Below are 19080 nucleotides of genomic sequence, written 5' to 3'. Positions count from 1 at the left end.
GGTTTGGCGGCGGCGGCGCGACGTCCCGGCCTGCCCGCATGGCGTTCATGGATGGCCCGGACAAGCCGGGCCATGACGACCTATGATGCTTTCAAGCTATTGATCGGGCCTTCTGCCTAGGCCTCCGCATCGTCCATCACGTGCGGATAGTAGCGGGCGTCCCACTCGTCGGGACGAAACAGCACCTTGCCCCACTCGATCACCTCGTCGCCCTCCTCATAGGGCCGGTTCCGCGCCGGGAGTTCGGGCTCCATGTCCTCCGGCATGATGTGGAAATGGTCGTGTTGCTCGCTCAGGTGCTGAAGCTCCCGCACCAGCAGGTCGCGGCCCGCTGGATTCAGCCAAATCTGGAAGAAGCCGTCCTTGCCACGGCTGATCGTGATGCGGGGGCGCACGCTTGAGAACTCCCTGGTCGAGCGGCCAATTGCCGAGCGCAGCCTAAGCGGCGCCCTCCGGCCGCGGCAACCTTGACTTGCCGGGCGCGGCGGCCTGGCATCGGCGCGGTCGACGGCGGCGGGAGGCGCGCCAGGATGCGTATCTGGATCGGAGCCGCGCTGCTCCTGCTCGCCGCCTGCGGCTCACCGGGCCACCGGGTGGACACGGCCGACGAGGCCGTCCTGCTGGTCCATGAGAGCCTGCGCGGCACGCCCCAGGTGGCGGGGCCGTTCACGGCGACCCGCGAGGGCGGTGTCTGGGTGGTGCGCCTGCCCAGGCAGGCCGGCGATCCCGCGGCGGGCGAGAGCGCCTTCGCCGTCGATGCGCGGACCGGCTCGATCTCACCCTATCGGGAGGCGACGACCACGGCCGACCCGGCGAGCGGCCGGAAGTAGCTCCCTACTCCGCCGGCAGCCCCGCCCCTTCGCTGCCCCGCTTGGCCATCATCGCGTCGAAGCTGGACCAGACGCCTTCCGACCCGTGCCATTGGCCCTTGGTGGCGGCCTTGGAATATTCGGTGCTGCGGGCCTCGAAGAAGTTGGCGTGCTCCACGCCGCTCAGCATCGACTGCAGCCAGGGCAGCGGGTTTTCCTTCACGCCGTACACCTCGGGCAGCTGGAGCTGGCGCAGGCGCCAGTCGGCGATGAAGCGGATGTAGGCCTTGATGTCGTCGGGCGTCATGCCCGCCACCTCGCCGGCCTCGAAGGCCAGGTCGATGAACTTGTCCTCCAGGCCCACCACCGTCTTGCAGCAGTCGACGATGTCGTCGGCCACGGCCTTGGTGACCGCGCCGGTCTCCTTGTTGAAGGCGTGGTAGAGCTTGACGATCCCCTCGCAGTGCAGGCTCTCGTCGCGCACGCTCCAGCTGACGATCTGGCCCATGCCCTTCATCTTGTTGTGGCGCGGGAAGTTCATCAGCATCGCGAAGCTGGCGAACAGCTGCAGCCCCTCGGTGAAGCCGCCGAACATGGCCAGCGTGCGGGCGATGTCGGCGTCGGTGTCGACGCCGAACTGCTGCATGTAGTCGTGCTTGTCGCGCATCGCCTGGTAGTCGAGGAACGCCGTGAACTCGGAATCGGGCATGCCGATCGTCTCGAGCAGCAGGGCGTAGGCGGCGATGTGGATCGTCTCCATGTTGGAGAACGCCGCCAGCATCATCTTCACCTCGGTGGGTTTGAAGACGCGGCTGTAGCGCTCCATGTAGTTGTCGTTCACCTCGACGTCCGACTGGGTGAAGAAGCGGAAGATCTGGGTGAGCAGGTTGCGCTCGCGGTCGTTGAGCTTGGAGGCCCAGTCCTTGAGGTCCTCGCCCAGCGGGATCTCCTCCGGCATCCAGTGGACCTGCTGCTGCTTCTTCCAGAAGTCGTAGGCCCACGGATAGCGGAACGGCTTGTAGGCGAACGACGGCGTAAGCAGGCCGGGAAGCTGGCGGACGTTGGACGTGGTCACGGCGCGATTCCGTACGCTAGGAGGTCAAGGCCAACGATAGGCGCCAATCGGCATCTACATCTAGGGGTAAGTTCACCGAACTTCCCAACATCTTGTGAACCATATGGGGATGAACCGGCGGCCTTCCCAACCGCCCGCCCGTAAGTCAGGGTGGCCGCATGCTCGCCGCCGCCGCCTTCGCCATGGCGCTCGCCACCCAGGCCGACCTGGACGGAACCTCGTGGCGGCTGAAGGGGATCAGCGGCTTCACCATCCCGCCGCGGGCGCGCCGGGCGATCCTGTCGTTCGGTCAGGCCGGGAACTACGGCGGCTACGATGGATGCAACAACTACGGCGGCGCGTACCGGCTCGAAGGCGGCCGCATGGTCACGACCGGCGGCATCGTCCAGACCGTGGGATGCCCCTCGCGCCGGGATCCGAGGCTGATGGAGCGCGCCGAGGCGTTCCGCCGGGGGCTGGACGACGCGGAACTGCGCACCGACGGCGAGCGGCTGGAGATCCGCGGGCGCAAGGGCGTCCACATCCGCATGCGGCGGATCAGGGACGACGACGCCAAGTGACCGGCTACGTCGTGTGGGGAGCCAAGGGCTCGGGCTCGGTGGCCGTCGAGGCGGCGCTCACCCTGATGGGCCAGCGCTACGAGGTGCGCGAGCATCCGGCTTGGGAAGGCGGCGCCGAGGCCGACGCGGTGGCCGCGGTGAACCCCCAGCGGCAGATCCCGGCCCTGGAACTGCCCGGCGGCCAGGTGATGACCGAGAGCGCGGCGATCCTGATCCACCTGACCGAGCGCCATCCGGAGGCGGGCCTGGCGCCCGCGCCCGGCGATCCCGAACGCGCGGCCTTCCTGCGCTGGATGATCTACATCCCGGCCCAGATCTATTCGATGTACTGGGTGCGCGACGTCCCCTCGCGGCTGGCCGCCGACGCCGCGGCCGAGGCGGTGATCCTGGCGCGCACCGCCCAGCGCGTCGCCGACTGCTGGGCGATGATGGAGGCCCAGCTTTCGCCCGGCCGCCACCTGCTGGGCGATCGCCTCTCGGTCCTGGACGTCTATGTCGCCGTGGTCTCGCGCTGGACGCCGGGCCGCAGCCGCTTCAACGCCGTGGCGCCGCGGACGGCCGAGGCGATCCGGCGCGTCGACGCCGACCCGCGCCTGGCCGCCCTATGGGCCGAACGCATGCCCTTCCCCGCCGACTGGCAGGGCTGACGCTCTCCCTCAGGGGGAGGATCACTGCCCCGGGCGGATGGAGAAGGTGAAGGCGGCCAGGGTGTCGTCGCGGGTGATCTGGCCGAAGACCATGTGATTGCCCTTCACCTCGCGGTGGACCACGCCGAACGAGGTCTGCATCTGGCCCTTGCGCCAGCCGACGCCGACCTGGGCGTCGCCGACCAGGGAGGCGGTGGGGTCGGTGGACCAGCCGGCGCGGTCCCAGCCGTGCTCGCCGTGCAGCATGTTGAGGCCCACGGCCCGGCCGCTGGCGGCGGCGAACAGGTACCAGCGGCCCTTGTCGCCGAACTCGGCGCCGTCATCGACGCCCATGGCCTTCAGCCGCTCGACCGCGGCGGCTTCGCGCGATTTCGAGACCGTCAGCGTCGCCCCTGCGCCGGCGGCGCCGAAGCCCAGGTGCGGCATGGCGTCGGGCCCCTCGGGCGCGACGGCGAGCCCGACCTTGAGGTCGACCCGGGGCGTGAGCTTCAGCCCGCCCTCGTAGCGGATCATCGGGCCCAGGCCGATCGACCATTGTTCGGGGGCGAAGGCGGCTTCGTTCAGCCGGCGCGCATCAGCGGTCTGCGCCGCGGCGGCGTTCGCGGCCGCAGCGGTCCCCAGCGCGATGGCCATTCCCGCCAGCCGGCGCATGCCTCGTGCTCCCCGTGTCCCCGCGCCATAGTTCCACGCCCGGTGGGCGCTTCAAGCGCGAAAGCGTCGCACGCGAATTATGACAGGCTGAACGCCGCCCTTATTGGCAGGCGAGGCATTCCTCGTAGTCGGTCTTGCCCGCGACCGTGGCGGCGACCATCTCGGCGACCTCGCCGCCCGCATGGCTGGCTCGCTGCACCGACTTGGAGCGCAGGTAGTAGAGCGACTTGCAGCCCCGCTCCCACGCCTGCCAGTGCAGCATGTGCAGGTCCCACTTATCGACGTCGCCGGGCAGGAAGATGTTGACCGACTGGGACTGGCAGATGTCGGGCGTGCGGTCGGCCGCCAGTTCGACGACCCAGCGCTGGTCGATCTCGAAGGCGGTCTTGAAGACGTCCTTGTCGTCCTGGCCCAGGAAGTCGAGGTGCTGCACCGAGCCTTCGTGGGCGAGGATCGAATCCCACACCGCCGGGGTGTTCTGGCCCTTCTCGTCGAGCAGGCGCTCCAGGAAGGGATTCTTCACCGCGAAGGTGCCGCTGAGGGTCTTGTGCGAATAGATGTTGGCGGGGATCGGCTCGATGCCGGCCGAGGTCCCGCCGCAGATGATCGAGATCGAGGCGGTCGGCGCGATCGCCAGCTTGTGGCTGAACCGCTCCATGACGCCGCGCTCGGCGGCGTCCGGGCAGGGACCGCGCTCGGCGGCCAGCTTGCGCGAGGCCGCGTCGCACTGGCGGCGCAGCGTCTTGAAGAGCCGCATGTTCCAGCTCTTGGCCATGGCGCTCTCGAACGGAACGTTCTGGCTCTGCAGGAACGAGTGGAAGCCCATCAGGCCCAGGCCCACCGAACGCTCGCGGCGGGCGGCGTAGACGGCGTTCTTCATCTCCGGCGGCGCGCGGGTGATGAAGTCCTCCAGCACGTTGTCGAGGAAGCGCATGACGTCCTCGACGAAGGTCGGGTGGTCGCGCCACTCCAGGAAGGTCTCGGCGTTCACCGACGACAGGCAGCAGACCGCCGTGCGCTCCAGGCCCTGGTGGTCCTTGCCGGTGTGCAGGACGATCTCGGAGCACAGGTTCGACTGGCGCACCGACAGGCCGAGCTCGCGCTGATGCTGCGGCATCGAGCGGTTCACGGTGTCGGAGAAGATCAGGTAGGGCTCGCCGGTCTGCAGGCGGATCTCCAGGATCTTCTGCCAGAGGCTGCGGGCGTCGACCTCGCGGATCACCTCGTTGTTCTTCGGGCTGCGCAGGCCGAACATGGCGCCGTCGCGGACGGCCTCCATGAACTCGTCGGTGATGTTGATGCCGTGGTGGAGGTTCAGGCTCTTGCGGTTGAAGTCTCCCGACGGCTTCCGGATTTCGAGGAATTCCTCGATCTCCGGGTGGTGGATGTCGAGGTAGACGGCCGCCGAGCCGCGGCGCAGCGAGCCCTGGCTGATCGCCAGCGTCAGCGAATCCATCACCCGGATGAACGGGATGATGCCGCTGGTCTGGCCGGCGCCCTTCACCTTCTCGCCGATGGAGCGGACGCCGCCCCAGTAGGTGCCGATGCCGCCGCCGTTGGAGGCCAGCGCCACGTTCTCGTTCCAGACGCCCTGGATGCCTTCGAGGCTGTCCGGCACCGCGTTCAGGAAGCACGAGATCGGCAGGCCCCGGTTCGCGCCGCCGTTCGACAGCACCGGCGTGGCCGGCATGAACCAGAGGTTGGAGATGTAGTCGTAGATGCGCTGGGCGTGGTCGGCGTCGTCGGCGTAGGCCGTCGCCACGCGGGCGAACATGTCCTGGTAGGATTCGCCCGGAAGCAGGTACCGGTCTTCCAGCGTGGTCTTGCCGAAGTCGGTCAGCTTCGCGTCGCGGCTGCGATCGACCTCGACCTTCCGGACCAGCTGCAGCTGCGGCCGCTCCGGACGAGCCACAACCCGTTCAGAACCTTCGGCAATCCCAACTTTCGCCGCTTCGCTCATGTCCCTCGAACCCATGCATCTTGGGAACCCCGGCTCTCCTCCGAAGGTCCCCAGCCCCTACATGTTGTGTCGGCCCCAGCCCGAACAACCCACATATGGGGCACCCGTCCTAATGACTCGTCAATGAGGACGGGCTTCCGTCCCCAAGGTTTTTCGTAAACGAGACGTTAAGGCGCACCCCCCTCCCCTCGGGGAAGGCCGCGCGCGGCGCCATCGACTCACGACAGTGTGAACTCCTAGCGAGCCAGTGGCCAAACCAGGGCGATGAGGCCCGTGCCCACGATCAGCACCATCAAGGTCAGCGGCGCCCCCAGCCTCGGATAGTCGGCGAAGCGGTAGCCGCCGGGCGCCATGACGAGCGTGTTGCACTGGTGGCCGACGGGCGTGAGGAAGTCGCAGGCCGCCCCCAGCGCCACCGCCATCAAGAACGGATCGGGAGCCAGGCCCAGCAGCCGCGCGAGGCTGGCGCCCACCGGGGCGACGATCAGCACGGTGGCGGCGTTGTTGAGGAACGGCGTGGCGGCCATCGCCAGCGCCATGACCCCGGCCAGGGCCAGGATCGGCGGCCGGCCACGGAACGCCTCGGCCAGGCCGCCGGCGATCAGGTCGGCGCCGCCGGTGGCGCGGATCGCGTCGCTGACCGGGATCAGGGCGGCGATGAGCACCAGCAGCGGGCCATCCAGGGCCGCATAGGCCTCCCGCATCTTGATGGCGTCGACCAGCACCATGGCCAGCGCCGCGCCGAAGAAGGCGATCGCCACGGGCGCGACCTGGAAGGCCACCAGCACCATGGCCGCGGCGAGGATCAGGGCCGGCCACAGCGCGCGGCGAATGCCGCCCAGCCGCACCTGGCGCTCGGCCAGGGGCAGCAGGCCCAGGGCCTTCAGCGCGCCGGGCACGACCGTCTCCGGCCCCTCAAGCACCAGCATGTCGCCGCTGCGCAAGCGCAGGGTGGCGAGCGCGCTGGCGAGGCGCCAGCCGCTGCGGCTCACGGCCAGGAGATCGAGGCCGTGCAGCGACTTGAGTTCGGCGCTGCGGGCCGACTGGCCCACGAGGCTCGATTCGGACCCGACCACCGCCTCGACGATGCGCCGCTCGGCGCGCTCGGGCGGCGCGTCGGCGGCAGGCTCGGGCCGCGCGAGGCGGAACTTCATGCGCCCGATCAGGTCGTCGAGCACGTCGTGCTCGCCCTCCAGCAGGAGGATGTCGCCGGGCAGGACCCGCAGATTCGCGTGAGGCGAGGCCTTGCGCCGGCCCTTGCGGATCAGGCCCGTCACCTCGATGTCGCCCGAGGCGATGCGGCGCAGCTTGCCGATGGTGGTGCGGGCCGGGTCCCAGTCGTCCGGCGCCACGGCCTGGATGACGTAGGGCTTGGCCGCCAGGGCCGAATCCATGGTCTCGGCGACGGGCCGCGACGCCGGCAGGAGGCGATAGGCGAGCGCCAGGAAGACGAGCCCCGCCGCCGTCACGCCCAGGCCGACCGGGGCGTAGTCGTACATGGCGAAGGGGTGGCCCAGCACCTCCTGGCGCACCTGGGAGACGATGATGTTGGGCGAGGTGCCGACGAGGGTGACCGTCCCGCCCAGCAGGGCGGCGAACGACATGGGCATCAGCAGCCGCGAGGCCGGCGTGCCGGTGCGCCGCGCCACCTGCAGGGCGATGGGCATCAGGATCGCCAGCGCGCCGACGTTCTTGGTCACCATCGACAACAAGGCCACCGCCGCGGCGAAGAACGGGATCTGACTGCCCGGCCCCTTCAGGTGCGGGATGATCGGCCGCAGCACCGCCTCGGCCACGCCCGACTTGGCGAAGGCCGCGCTGACGATCAGGGCGCAGGCGATGATGACCGTGATGTCGTTCTTGAAGCCGTCGAAGGCGGACTCCGCCGGCACCACGCCGATGGCGACCCCGACGGCGAGGGCCACCAGCGCGATCGCGTCATAGCGCCAGCGGCCCCAGACGAAGCCCACGATGGTCGCGCCAACGAGCCCGAAGGCCAGCGCCTGTTGCAGCGTCAATTCGTGTCCCCTGGACGATCCCAGCCGCCTACAACGCAAGCGGAGCCGTTCGGGTGCCTCGACGAAGCGATTTCGGCGCCGCAGAAGGGGGGCATGAAAAGCCGGGTCATCGTCATCGGCGCCGGCATGGCCGGCGCATCCGCCGCCGCCTTCCTGGCCGGGGACGGCCCGGTCACGATCCTCGAGGCCGAGGCGCAGCCCGGCTACCACACCACGGGCCGCTCGGCGGCGAGCTACATCGACACCTACGGCCACCCCAAGGTCTGTGCGCTCACACGGGCGTCGCGATCGTTCTTCTGGAGCCCGCCGGAGGGGTTCGCCGACTATCCGCTGGTGCGGCCGCGCGCCGAGCTGGAGATCGCCCGCCCCGACCAGACCGCCGCCCTGGAGGCCCTGCTCGGCGAACATCCGGGCGCGCTGCGGGCCGTGGAGCGGGACGAGATCCTGCGGCTCTGCCCGATCCTGCGGCCGGAGATCGACTGGCGCGGCGCGCTGAACGACGGCGCCGCCGACATCGACGTCGACGCCCTGCTGCAGGGCTTCCTGCGCCTGGCGCGGGCCCGGGGGGCGGAGCTGGTTTCCGGCGCGCGCGCGACCGCCCTGGACCGCACGCCGACCGGATGGAAGGTGACGACGACGGCCGGGGTCTTCGAGGCCCCGACCCTGGTCAACGCCGCCGGCGCCTGGGCGGGCGAGGTCGGAAAGCTGGCGGGCCTGGGCGACCTCGGCCTCACGCCCTACCGGCGCACCGCCGCGCGCATCGAACCGGCCATGAAGGACGGCCTCGCCGACTGGCCGTTCGTGATCGACGTGGAGGAGACGTTCTATTTCCGCCCCGACGCCGGCGGCCTGATGCTGTCGCCGGCCGACGAGACCGCCAGCCCGCCCTGCGACGCCCAGCCCGAGGAGCTGGACATCGCCTACGCCGTCGACGCCTTCGAGACCGCCACCACCGAACAGGTGCGCCGCATCGCCCACCGCTGGGCGGGCCTCAGGACCTTCGCGCCCGACCGGGTGATGGTGTGCGGCCCCGACCCGCGCGAGCCGTCGTTCGTCTGGCTGGCCGGCCAGGGCGGCTACGGCATCCAGACCGCCCCGGCGATGGGGATGGCGGCCGCCGGGCTGGTGCGCACGGGCGACCTCCCGCCGGCGGTGGCCGAGTTCGGCGTCACCGCGGCCGACCTGTCGCCGGCGCGGCTGGGCCGTTAGTCTGCTAAGGGGCGGACGGAAGACGCCCGATGCTAACAGTGGCGAACGGTGGGAGTTTGACTTCCGGTGACAGCGCTCGATCTGTTCATGGCCGGCAAGTTTGAGGAAGCCGCCGCCGCCTTTGAGGGGCTCGTTGCCTCTGAACCCAATGACATCGCGTGGCTTGATGGACTTGGAAAGTCCTACTGCGCCATCGGCGACTTCCAGGCCGCTTTGCCATTGCTCGAGCGGGTTGATGCCTATCAGCGGAAGGGGACTCCGGACGCCCCAGGCCAACAGTTCCAAATGAGCGTCGCCCACTGGTGCTTAGAAAGCCGCGCAAAAGCCGTCGAACTCGTTCGAAAGTTGTGCGCCGACACGCTCGATGGAAAGATTGGCATGGCCCCGGACCAAGCCGGCGGCGCCACGTTTGGGCTCGTGCTCCACTACATGGCTGTGACGATGACCGACGACATCAATCGCAACCGGGCGCTGGACTTCCTACGCGCGCTCAACGCCAATTACGATAAGCGACCTACCTTGTCCCGCTACCCCGTCCAGACCGTGAAGCAGCTGCTTGGGGAAATGGCCTTTGAGGACGCACTGGAATGCGCGACTGGCGCGCCTGCGTTGGCGTCAGCTTTCCGCGTGGCCGAACGCAGCCGCTCCGCAATGCAGAGATTGGGTGTCGTGTTGTTCCATGATGGCGCGGCGCGCCGGGCTTGCGGTGACGAAATGGGCTGCTTGGAGAGAATGCAGCACGTGTTCGATCTGGGACATCGAACAGAGCCGATCCGCTGGCAGTTGGCGCGGCATGAGGTGCTAGCCAAGCAGAGCCAGTGATGCGGGACGTTCTCCATCCGAGCTAGCCTGGGACGTCCATTCGTTCTCTGACGACGATCCTCTGTCTGCCACCTGATCGGCCTTGCAGCCGATGCCAGCCCTCCCCTTTCTCCCCGCACCATCTTGCGTGGGTAGCTAGGAGAGGCGTTCAGGCGTCCAGGTTCAGCAGCGCCGGGTCGCCGCCCTGGGCGGCGATGTTGACGCTCAGCGCGCGCTCCACCGAATAGCGCAGCAGGGCGTGCGGGCCGCCGGCCTTGGGGCCGGTGCCGGAAAGGCCCTCGCCGCCGAAGGGCTGCACCCCCACCACCGCCCCGATCATCGAGCGGTTGACGTAGGCGTTGCCGGCCGGAACCGCGCGCTGGACCTGCTCGGCGAAGGCCTCGATCCGCGAGTGCACGCCCAGCGTCAGGCCGTAGCGGGCGGCGACCAGCGGGGCGGCGGCCTTGTCCAGCTTCGCCGGGTCGTAGCGCACCACGTGCAGGACGGGGCCGAACACCTCCCTGGGCAGGAAGCCGGCGTCGGGGATCTCGGCCAGGGTGGGGGCGAAGAAGTGCCCACCGCCCGGGATTTCCAGCCGCTCCAGCACCTTGGCCTCGGCCGCAAGGCGTTCGACGTGGGCCTCCAGCGCGGCGCGGGCGTCCTCGTCGATCACCGGGCCGATGTCGGTGCGCGGATCGGCCGGGTCGCCCACCACCAGCGTCCTCATCGCGCCCTTCAGGCCGTCGATCAGCAGGTCGGCGGTGTCGTGCGGCACGAACAGGATGCGCAGCGCCGAGCAGCGCTGGCCGGCCGAGCCGAAGCCCGAGGTCAGCACGTCGTCGATCACCTGTTCGCGCAGCGCCGTGGTGTCGACGAACATGGCGTTCAAACCGCCCGTCTCGGCGATGAAGGGCACGATCGGCCCGGGCCGCGCCGCCAGGGTGCGGTTGATGGCCCAGGCCGTGTCCGTGCCGCCGGTGAAGGCCACCCCGTCGCAGCCCGGATGGCCGACGAGCGCCTGGCCGACGGTCGCCCCGTCGCCTGGCAGCAGGTGCAGCAACTCGGCCGGGACGCCGGCGGCGTGGAACAGCTTCACCGCCTCGCAGGCGACGATCGGCGTCTGTTCGGCGGGCTTGGCCAGCACGCCGTTGCCGGCGGCCAGCGCGGCGGCCACCTGGCCGGTGAAGATCGCCAGCGGGAAGTTCCACGGGCTGATGCAGACGAAGACGCCGCGGCCGTGCAGGGAGAGCTGGTTGGTCTCGCCCACCGGCCCGCGCAGGGTCTCCGGGCTGGCGAACTGCCGCTCGGCGAGATGGGCGTAGTAGCGGCAGAAGTCGGCGGCCTCCCGCACCTCGGCCACGGCGTCGGCCAGGGTCTTGCCGGCCTCGCGCACGCAGATGGCGATGAGCCGGTCGCGCGCGGCCTCCAGGGCGTCGCCCATGGCGCGCAGCACCCTGGCGCGGCCCTCGCCCCCGCGGGCGTCCCAGGCGGGCTGGGCTTTCCCGGCGGCCGCGAAGGCGGCGTCGGCGTCGGCGGGGGTGGCCGACCAGACCTGGCCGAGCCTGCGGGAGAGGTCGGCGGGCGAGACGGCCTCGGCGCCCGCGCCCTCCTTGGCCAGGCGGCCGGACAGGATCGGCCCCGCCTCCAGCGCCTCACCGTCCAAACGGGCGATGGCCGCCGTCAGCCGCGCGCGCTCGGCGGCGATGGAGAGGTCGACGCCCATCGAGTTGCGCCGCGAGGGCCCGTAGAGGTCGCGCGGCAGGGGGATCTTCGGATGCGGGCCGGCGCCGGCCTCCTCGACCGCCTTGATCGGATCGACCACCACCTTGGCCACCGGCGTCTTCTCGTCGAGCAGGGCGTGGACGAACGAGGTGTTGGCGCCGTTCTCCAGCAGCCGGCGCACCAGATAGGGCAGCAGGTCCTCGTGGCTGCCGACCGGGGCGTAGACCCTCAGCGGGAAGTCGCCGTAGCGGTCGTGGGCCGCGTCATAGAGCGCCTCGCCCATGCCGTGCAGGCGCTGGAACTCAGGGCTCAGGCCGCGCTGGCTGGCCATGACGCGCACGGCGGCCAGGGTGTGGGCGTTGTGGGTGGCGAACTGCCCATAGAGCGCCGGCGCAGCCGCCAGCAGGGCGCGGGCGCACAGCAGATAGGAAACGTCGGTCGCGGCCTTGGTGGTGTAGACCGGATAGCCGGGCAGGCCGCCGATCTGGGCGCGCTTGATCTCGGAGTCCCAATAGGCGCCCTTCACCAGCCGCACCATCAGCCGCCGCCCGCTGGCCCGCGCGATGCCGGCCACGGCCTCGATCACCTGCGGCCCGCGCTTCTGGTAGGCCTGGACGGCCAGGCCCAGGCCACGCCAGTCGCCCAAGGACGGCTCGCGCGCCAGCCGGTCCAAAAGCTCCAGCGAGATGACGAGCCGGTCGGCCTCCTCGGCGTCGAGGGTGAGGTTGATGTCCGCCTCGGCCGCCATCTGCGCCAGCCGGGCGATGCGGGGATAGAGGTCGGCCATCACGCGCTCGGCCTGGCGGGCCTCGTAGCGCGGCGAGAGCGCCGAAAGCTTCACCGAGACCCCGTGGCCCCGTTCGGGTCCCTGCCCCTTGGCGTGCTTGCCGACGGTGCGGATGGCGTCGGCGTAGGCCTTCTCGTAGCGGTCGGCGTCGGCGTCGGTGCGGGCGCCTTCGCCCAGCATGTCGAACGAGCAGACGAAGCCCTCGTCGGCCGAGCGCTTGATCGCGCGGGTGATCGTCGAGCCCAGCACGAACTGCTCGCCCATGATCCGCACGGCGGCGCCCACGGCGCGGCGGATCACCGGTTCGCCCAGGCGGCCGGCGAGGCGGCGGATGAAGCCCGACAGGTCGGCGCGCGCCTCCTCGTCGGGGTCGATCAGCTTGCCGGTGAGCATCAGGCTCCAGGTGGAGGCGTTGACCAGCACCGAGTCGGAGCGGCCGGCGTGGCTCGACCAGTCGGCCGAGGCGATCTTCTCGGCGATCAGGCGGTCGCGGGTGTCCTCGTCGGGCGTGCGCAGCAGGGCCTCGGCCAGGCACATCAGCGCCAGGCCCTCTCGGGTCGACAGGCTGAACTCCTGCAGGAAGCTCTCCACCACCCCCTGGCGGCGGGCGGCCTTGCGCGCGGCGCGCACCAGGGCCTCGGCCTCGGCCTGCACGGCGTCGCGGTCCTGCAGGCTGAGGGGGCGGGCCGAAAGCGCCGCGGCGAGCGCCGTGCGCTCGTCGGCGAACTTGCCGTCGTCGAGAGGATCGAACGCCATGGAATTCTCCGTTGAAGACGTCGGAATAATCCACGATTTGGCGAATGTGCTGCGATAGATGAGGCTTTATGCCGAATAATACTCGATAAGATGGGCCCCATGGCGAACGAACCACGGCTTGACGACACCGACCGCCGGCTGCTGCGGGCGTTGCAGGCGGACGGACGCATCAGCAACGCCGAACTGGCCGAGCGGTGCAACCTCTCGGCCTCCGCCTGCTCGGACCGCGTGCGCCGGCTGAGGGAGGCCGGCTACATCACCGGCTTCGCCGCCCTGGTGGATCCCGGGAAGGTGGAGCGCGGCGTGCTGATCTTCGTGGAGGTGGTGCTCGACCGCACCACGCCGGAGGTGTTCGAGACCTTCGCCGCCGCCGCGCGGCGCGCGCCCGACATCCTGGAGTGCCACATGGTGGCCGGCGGCTTCGACTACCTGATCAAGTCGCGGGTGCGCGACCTGGCCGCCTGGCGGACCTTCCTGGAGGACGTGCTCGTCCGCATCCCGGGCGTGCGCGAGACGCGCACCTACGCCGTACTGGAAGAGGTGAAGTCCACCACCCGGCTGCCGATCTGAGCCCCTTCCCTTCCCGCCGCAAGCGGGAGAGGGGGGACCGCTCGCCGCAGAGCGAGCGGTGGGAAGGGCATGCCGCTCCCGCGATTTAGGCGTTCCAACGCGGCGGATGGGGCTTGCCCTCTCCACCCCTCGCTCTTCGCTCCGCTCGGCGAGCGGTCCCCCTCTCCCGCCTGCGGCGGGAGAGGAAGGCTGAACAGAAAAGGGCCCGGCGTCGCCGCCGGGCCCCGATCTTCAGTCGCAGTCTTCGATCGACTTAGAAGTTGATGTCGATCGTCGAGCGGCGGTTCAGCGGTTCCTTGACGCCGTCGCCGGTGTCGACCGCAGGCATGGTCTCGCCCTTCCAGTCGACAGAGAGCGTCGTCTGACCGACGCCGGCGCCGACCAGGGCGTCGGCCACGGCCTTCGCCCGGCGTTCCGACAGGCGCACGTTGTAGGCGGCCGAGCCGGAGGTGTCGGTGTGGCCGACCACGACCACGCGGGTGGCGTTGCCGCTCATCGCGTAGTTCGCCGCGTCGTTGATCACCGCCTGGGCGTCTTCCGTGATCACGTACTGATCGAACGGGAAGTAGACGATGAACTGCTTCGCCTCATAGGCCGGCGGAGGCGGCGGCGGAGGCGGCGGCGGCGGGGGAGGCGGCGGAGGCGGCGGCGGCGGCGGGGGAGGCGGCGGCGGAGGCGGCGGAGGCGCCGCGAACGTGTACCGCAGACCCAGCGACACCGAGTTGTCGATGTAGCGGCCGCTGAACGAGCCCGGCTGCAGAGCCGCGCTGCCCGTCGACTTCACCGTGATGTCCGAACCGCCGAGGTAGCGGTAGGTGACGTCGACGTTGAGCTGGTCGCCCGCCTTCCAGGAGAGACCGGCGAGCAGCTGATAGGCGAACGCCGTATCGGTGTCGTCGATGGTCAGGGTCTGGATGGCCGGGTTGGCCGCCGTGATCGGGGCCGGCACGCTCGAGAACTGGCCGAGCGTGTCCACCTTCACGTGGTTGATCCCGAGACCGGCGCCCACGAACGGCGTGATCTGGGAATCGGGGAAGAAGTCGTAGAGGACGTTGCCCATCAGCGTCCAAGCGCTGATGTCGCCCGAGGCCGGGCCGCAGTCAGGCGCGGCGGCCGTGCGGGTCACGCCCGGCGAGCAGAGCCCGAGGATGGCCTGGTTCGAGCTGCCGCGGATCGAGTCCACGTCGCCGCTGCGGTAGCCGGCTTCCAGTTCGACGCGCCAGTGGCCGTCGATCTGATAGCCGAGCCGGGCGAAGCCCGCCCAGTCGTTGTCCTGGTTGAAATCCCAGTCGTAAGGCAGGCCGTTCGGGCTGTTGGCCGACGACTTGTTCTCGTACTTGGAAGGCCAGTGGTAGCCGAGGTCGGCCGCGCCGTACCAGCCTTCGGCGGCCGCGCCGGACGCGGCGAACGCCGCGGCCATCGCGGCCCCAGCCAGGAGTTTGAACTTCATTATTGGAGCCCTCTTGTTGCCCTCAATTGGTGCGGCCGTTTGACCCAGCCGCCGTTATAGCAAGGCCCAACCATTGCGAAAGTGTCGCCGAAGCCACAGTCGGGCCGCATTCGCGTTTGCGTTGTCCGCGCTCTAACAGGACTCGGGCGGTGATGTCGCGGTCTTTCGGCCGGAATCGCGTTACCTCGCCTTGCGAACAACCTCACACACCCCGCCGGGCGTGCAATGCCGGTGGTCTTTTCAGGTCGAGAACCTGACAGAGACTGATCAAGCTTGGCCATGGCCCGCGTCGAGTTCTGACGCGAAAGCATCGCAACACTTGTAAAGGTGAAGAGTGGACGCACCGGAACGTCGAGTCGCGGCGAGCCGCTCCCATATCGACGCCCACGCTGTCCGGCCATGCTCCGCCCGTCCCCGATCCCGATCTATCCCGTCACGGCCAGCCCAACGGATCAAGGCGACGCTTGGTTCCAAACAAATGAACCGGCGATGAATTTTTCCAGGCGGGCGCGGCGCCTCAGCCGCCCTGATCGCGCTGGAAGCGCCGCCCGCGCCCGCCCAGCGACTCCGGCCGGTTCAGGTCGGTGCGGATCTCGTCGCGGCGTTCGTGGATCGAGGCGATGACCAGCCCCATCGGCACGCCGATCTCGACCAGCACGGCCTCGGAGAGCTGCAGGCTGGCCTCCACCGTCTCGGGGACGGCGTCGGTGGCGCCCAGATCGTAGAGCCGCTGGGCGTGGCGCGCGTCACGGGCGCGGGCGACGATGGTGAGGTCCGGGCGCAGTTCGCGCGCCACGGCCACGATGGTCTCGACGCCCTCGGGATCGTCCATCGTCACCACCAGCGCGGCGGCCTCGGCCAGGCCGCAGCGCAGCAGGAACTCCGCCCGCGCCGCGTCGCCGAAATAGATCGTCTCGCCCGCGTGACGCCCCTGCTCGACCAGCCGCGCGTCGAGATCCGCGCCGACCCAGGCGATCTCGTGGCGACGCAGCATCTCGCCCACCAGGCGGCCGACACGGCCATAGCCCACGACCAGCGCCCGCGGCCCGTCGGGCGGCGGCTCCTCGGCGACGTCCGGCGGCTCCTCGCTGGGCAGGACCTGGCGGCCGCTGAGCCGCAGGCCCAGGGCGGCCAGGGAGGGAATTGCGAACATCGTCAGCGTGCCCGCCACCAGGGCCGCCTGGCCGATGGCGGGATCGACCAGCCGCTGGTCCATCGCCTGGCCGAGGATGACGAAGGCGAACTCGCCGGCGCCGGCGAGCAGCAGCGCCGGCTCCAGGGCGCTGCGCGTCCGCAGGCCGAAGGCCTTGGCGAGGCTGAGCACCACGCCGCTCTTCACGATCAGCAGGCCCGCGGCGATCCCCAGGATGATCAGCGGCTGGCGCAGCAGCAGCGGCACGTTGAGGCTGATGCCCACCGAGATGAAGAACAGCCCGAGCAGCAGGCCCTTGAACGGCTCGACCCGCACCTCGACCTCGTGGCGGAACTCGGTCTCGGCCAGCAGCAACCCGGCGACAAAGGCCCCAAGGGCCATGGAAAGGCCGGTCAGGGCGCTGACCAGGCCGGCGCCGATCACCACCAGCAGGCACGCGGCGACGAACAGCTCCTCGCTCTTGGCCCGGGCGACCGAGCGCAGCATCGGGCGCAGCAGGAACCGCCCGAACAGGAGTAGCGCGCCCAGGCCGGCGGCGGCGGGCAGGGCCGAGAGCAGCATGACCGGGGAGAGATCCACGCCCGCGCGGCGGCCCATCAGGGTGAAGGTGATGAGGATCGGGGCGACGGCCAGGTCCTGGAACAGCAGGACCGAGAACGTGGCGCGGCCCGCCAGGGTGTGCTGGCGCTTCTGCTCCGCCAGGATCGGCATGATGATGGCCGTGGACGACAGCGCCAGCGCCGCCCCCAGGGCGATGGCCGCCGTCGGCGGCTGACCCGCGAGGGCGGCGACCGCCGCCAGCGCCCCCGTGCTCAGCGCCACCTGCACGCCACCCAGGCCGAAGACGAACCGGCGCAGGCTGCGCAACCGCTCCCATGACAGTTCCAGCCCGATGGTGAACAGCAGGAACACCACGCCGAACTCGGCGAGCTGCGCCAGTTCGTCGGGCTTCTCGATGGTGAAGGCGTCCAGCCACCGGACCTCGCGGGCCAGGGCGCCCAGGCCATAGGGGCCGAGAACCAGGCCCGCGCCGAGGAATCCCAGGATCGGACTGATCCGCCATTGGCGGAAGAGCGGCACGACCACCCCGGCGGTGGCGAGGAAGAGGACCACGTCCTTGTAGGCGCCGGGCTCGACGTGACCTTCCATTCCCACTCCGTACTGTGTCCGCCCACTATGGCCCACGGTTCGCGCTTGCGGAATCCCGCGATGGGCCTAGAAGGCGCGGCCGTGAGGGCTGGACACGAAACGCGCATGGACCCACGCGCCGAGCGGCGCGCGATGGTCGCTGTCGTGGCGGTGTTCGCCCTGCTCTTCCAGGCGCTGCTCCCGTCGCTGGCCGCCGCGGCGGCCGGTCCCGGCGCGGCGCCGATCTGCAGCCCGCTGGCCGCGGGCGGCGTCACGGGCGGGACGACCGACCCCTCGGCGCCGCCGTCCGGCCACCCTTGCCAGCACTGCGTCTGCCCGGCGATCGCCGCCGCGCCGCCGCCCATCCTGTCGATCCTTCGCATCGCCTACGTGATCGAGCGCGCCCCTGTGGCGCCTCAGCCCCGGGCGCTGCGCCCGCCGGCCCGCGCGCCCCCGCGCCCGCCCGGACAAGGGCCACCGCTCCCGAACGCCTGACCGCATCGCCGGCGCGCGAGCCCGCTCGCGCGCCCGTTCTGTCACGTTCGGAAACCCAACATATGCTTTCGCAGTCCCGCGCCTTTCGGCGCACGCTCATGCTGGGCGCAGCCTCGCTCGCCTGGCCCGTCCTCGCTCACGCCGAGGACGCCGCCCCGCCCAACACCGTCGATTCGGTGATCGTCACCGGCGCCCGCGACCCCGAGGATCCGCCCGTCGTGGCCGGCGCGCGCAAGCGCCTCTCGGAAACGCCCGGCGCCGTCTCGGTGATCTCGCAGGAATCCTACGCCGCCCGCGCCGCGCTCGCCCTCGACGACGTCCTGCGCGACGCTCCCGGCGTCTACGCCCAGCGCAAGTGGGGCGGCGACATCCGCATCTCGATCCGCGGCTCCGGCATCGGCAACGCCAACCACAACCGCGGCCTCCTCATCGCCCAGGACGGCGTGCCCCTGAACGAGGCCGACGGGTACGGCGACAGCCAGGCGGTCGATCCGCTGAACACCCGCTTCACCGAGGTCTATCGCGGCGGCAACGCGCTCCGCTTCGGCGGGGCCCTGCTGGGCGGGGCGCTCAACCTGGTCACCCCCACCGGCAAGGACGCCGGCTACGACTATCAGGCCCGGATCGAGGGCGGCAGCTTCGGCCTGCACCGCGAGCACCTGGCCATGGCCCGCCAGTTCGGCGACTGGGACGTCTACGTCGCCGGGACCAACCAGCGCGCCCAGGGCTACCGGCCTCAGAGCCAGCAGAACATCCAGTTCGGGGCCCTGAACATCGGCCGCAGCTTCGGCGAGGACCGCGAAGTGCGGCTCATCGTGGGCGGCTCGAACATCAACCAGGAGATCCCCGGGGCGCTCACCCGGGCCCAGTTCGACGCCGACCCGCGCCAGCCGGCGGCCGGAAACTACGCCAACGACCAGGCGCGGAACCAGCGGGGCGTGCGCACCTCGCTGCGCACCAGGTGGCGGCTCAACGAGAACACCGTCTTCGAGGGCGCGGTCTATGCGGTGTGGAAGGACCTCGACCACCCGATCTTCCAGGTGATCGACCAGGAGAGCCGCAACTACGGCGTCTTCGGCCGGCTGGATTGGCAGGGCGAGATCGGCGGCCGCCGCGCCGACGCCTACCTGGGCGCCTGGCTGCGCACCGGCGACCTGGACTCCAACTTCTACCTGAACATCAAGGGCGCGCGCGGAGCCCGGACCTCGCACACCTACCAGAACGCCGACGCCACCGACGTCTTCGGCGAGGGCCGGCTGTTCGTCACCGACCGGCTCGCGGTGGTGGCG

16 protein-coding genes are annotated in these 19080 nt (G+C 70.4%); 8 read left to right on the top strand and 8 right to left on the bottom strand.

What is annotated here, in order from left to right; translation table 11 throughout:
• Window positions 1-116: 116 nt before the first annotated feature.
• Window positions 117-395 carry a hypothetical protein gene (locus GC203_RS18990; protein ID WP_293457940.1) on the bottom strand — a complete coding sequence of 93 codons (279 nt, stop codon included), beginning with the start codon at window positions 393-395 and terminating at the stop codon, window positions 117-119.
• Window positions 396-530: 135 nt separating this feature from the next.
• Here GC203_RS18990 and GC203_RS18985 point away from each other — a divergent pair, with 135 nt between their 5' ends.
• Window positions 531-830, top strand: a complete 300-nt coding sequence (locus GC203_RS18985; protein WP_293457939.1) for a hypothetical protein — start codon at window positions 531-533, stop codon at window positions 828-830.
• A 4-nt stretch (window positions 831-834) separates the two neighbouring features.
• On the opposite strand, the gene GC203_RS18980 is transcribed toward GC203_RS18985, so the two are convergent.
• On the bottom strand, window positions 835-1884 hold the full coding sequence (locus tag GC203_RS18980; RefSeq protein ID WP_293457938.1) for a ribonucleotide-diphosphate reductase subunit beta: 1050 nt from the start codon (window positions 1882-1884) through the stop codon (window positions 835-837).
• 158 nt (window positions 1885-2042) lie between these two features.
• Here GC203_RS18980 and GC203_RS18975 point away from each other — a divergent pair, with 158 nt between their 5' ends.
• Both GC203_RS18975 and GC203_RS18970 read left to right on the top strand, forming a co-directional pair.
• A complete protein-coding gene (locus GC203_RS18975; RefSeq protein WP_293457936.1) occupies window positions 2043-2444 on the top strand; it encodes an META domain-containing protein in 402 nt (133 codons plus the stop codon).
• Window positions 2441-3091, top strand: a complete 651-nt coding sequence (locus tag GC203_RS18970) for a glutathione S-transferase family protein (RefSeq protein WP_293457934.1) — start codon at window positions 2441-2443, stop codon at window positions 3089-3091. Before GC203_RS18975 ends, GC203_RS18970 begins: the two co-directional genes overlap by 4 nt.
• A gap of 21 nt (window positions 3092-3112) precedes the next feature.
• Here the strand turns inward: GC203_RS18970 and GC203_RS18965 are convergent, their stop codons facing one another.
• The 3 genes from GC203_RS18965 to GC203_RS18955 all read right to left on the bottom strand — a co-directional run bounded on the left by GC203_RS18965 (window position 3113) and on the right by GC203_RS18955 (window position 7720).
• Window positions 3113-3742 carry a lipid A-modifier LpxR family protein gene (locus tag GC203_RS18965; protein WP_293457932.1) on the bottom strand — a complete coding sequence of 210 codons (630 nt, stop codon included), beginning with the start codon at window positions 3740-3742 and terminating at the stop codon, window positions 3113-3115.
• Window positions 3743-3842: 100 nt separating this feature from the next.
• Window positions 3843-5702, bottom strand: coding sequence for a ribonucleoside-diphosphate reductase subunit alpha (locus tag GC203_RS18960; RefSeq protein WP_293457930.1), 1860 nt, complete (start codon window positions 5700-5702; stop codon window positions 3843-3845).
• Window positions 5703-5938: 236 nt separating this feature from the next.
• Window positions 5939-7720, bottom strand: a complete 1782-nt coding sequence (locus tag GC203_RS18955) for an SLC13 family permease (protein ID WP_293457927.1) — start codon at window positions 7718-7720, stop codon at window positions 5939-5941.
• A 93-nt stretch (window positions 7721-7813) separates the two neighbouring features.
• On the opposite strand from GC203_RS18955, the gene GC203_RS18950 reads away from it, so the two are divergent.
• Both GC203_RS18950 and GC203_RS18945 read left to right on the top strand, forming a co-directional pair.
• On the top strand, window positions 7814-8929 hold the full coding sequence (locus GC203_RS18950; protein WP_293457926.1) for an FAD-binding oxidoreductase: 1116 nt from the start codon (window positions 7814-7816) through the stop codon (window positions 8927-8929).
• A gap of 66 nt (window positions 8930-8995) precedes the next feature.
• On the top strand, window positions 8996-9751 hold the full coding sequence (locus GC203_RS18945) for a tetratricopeptide repeat protein (protein WP_293457924.1): 756 nt from the start codon (window positions 8996-8998) through the stop codon (window positions 9749-9751).
• Between the two features lie 148 nt (window positions 9752-9899).
• Here the strand turns inward: GC203_RS18945 and putA are convergent, their stop codons facing one another.
• Window positions 9900-13022 (bottom strand): bifunctional proline dehydrogenase/L-glutamate gamma-semialdehyde dehydrogenase PutA, encoded by a 3123-nt coding sequence (gene putA, locus GC203_RS18940; RefSeq protein WP_293458021.1) that lies wholly within the window; start codon window positions 13020-13022, stop codon window positions 9900-9902.
• Window positions 13023-13094: 72 nt separating this feature from the next.
• Between putA and GC203_RS18935 the strand changes: the two genes are divergently transcribed.
• Complete coding sequence (locus tag GC203_RS18935; RefSeq protein ID WP_293457922.1) at window positions 13095-13565, top strand: winged helix-turn-helix transcriptional regulator; 471 nt, start codon at window positions 13095-13097, stop codon at window positions 13563-13565.
• Window positions 13566-13818: 253 nt separating this feature from the next.
• Here GC203_RS18935 and GC203_RS18930 read toward each other — a convergent pair whose 3' ends face one another.
• Window positions 13819-15015: an outer membrane beta-barrel protein gene (locus GC203_RS18930; RefSeq protein WP_293457920.1), complete on the bottom strand. Its 1197-nt coding sequence runs from the start codon at window positions 15013-15015 to the stop codon at window positions 13819-13821.
• 517 nt (window positions 15016-15532) lie between these two features.
• Window positions 15533-17317 (bottom strand): cation:proton antiporter, encoded by a 1785-nt coding sequence (locus tag GC203_RS18925; RefSeq protein WP_293457918.1) that lies wholly within the window; start codon window positions 17315-17317, stop codon window positions 15533-15535.
• Window positions 17318-17422: 105 nt separating this feature from the next.
• Here GC203_RS18925 and GC203_RS18920 point away from each other — a divergent pair, with 105 nt between their 5' ends.
• Together GC203_RS18920 and GC203_RS18915 are read left to right on the top strand one after the other, a co-directional pair.
• Window positions 17423-17791 (top strand): DUF2946 family protein, encoded by a 369-nt coding sequence (locus GC203_RS18920; protein ID WP_293457915.1) that lies wholly within the window; start codon window positions 17423-17425, stop codon window positions 17789-17791.
• Between the two features lie 62 nt (window positions 17792-17853).
• Window positions 17854-19080: TonB-dependent receptor plug domain-containing protein (locus tag GC203_RS18915; protein ID WP_366502073.1), on the top strand; the 1227-nt coding region annotated here is incomplete at its 3' end.

Source organism: Phenylobacterium sp. (genome assembly GCF_016124325.1).
Lineage (GTDB): Bacteria > Pseudomonadota > Alphaproteobacteria > Caulobacterales > Caulobacteraceae > Phenylobacterium.
The sequence above is the reverse complement of the archived record's forward strand: the minus strand, read 5'-3'. Positions and strand labels throughout refer to the sequence as shown.

Excerpts from the sequence above, each read along its gene's own strand:
- GC203_RS18985 (WP_293457939.1), top strand. The coding sequence starts at position 531 with ATGCGTATCTGGATCGGAGCCGCGCTGCTCCTGCTCGCCGCCTGCGGC.
- GC203_RS18975 (WP_293457936.1), top strand. The coding sequence starts at position 2,043 with ATGCTCGCCGCCGCCGCCTTCGCCATGGCGCTCGCCACCCAGGCCGAC.
- GC203_RS18965 (WP_293457932.1), bottom strand. The coding sequence starts at position 3,742 with ATGCGCCGGCTGGCGGGAATGGCCATCGCGCTGGGGACCGCTGCGGCC.
- GC203_RS18960 (WP_293457930.1), bottom strand. The coding sequence starts at position 5,702 with ATGAGCGAAGCGGCGAAAGTTGGGATTGCCGAAGGTTCTGAACGGGTT.
- GC203_RS18950 (WP_293457926.1), top strand. The coding sequence starts at position 7,814 with ATGAAAAGCCGGGTCATCGTCATCGGCGCCGGCATGGCCGGCGCATCC.
- GC203_RS18935 (WP_293457922.1), top strand. The coding sequence starts at position 13,095 with ATGGCGAACGAACCACGGCTTGACGACACCGACCGCCGGCTGCTGCGG.
- GC203_RS18930 (WP_293457920.1), bottom strand. The coding sequence starts at position 15,015 with ATGAAGTTCAAACTCCTGGCTGGGGCCGCGATGGCCGCGGCGTTCGCC.
- GC203_RS18925 (WP_293457918.1), bottom strand. The coding sequence starts at position 17,317 with ATGGAAGGTCACGTCGAGCCCGGCGCCTACAAGGACGTGGTCCTCTTC.
- GC203_RS18920 (WP_293457915.1), top strand. The coding sequence starts at position 17,423 with ATGGACCCACGCGCCGAGCGGCGCGCGATGGTCGCTGTCGTGGCGGTG.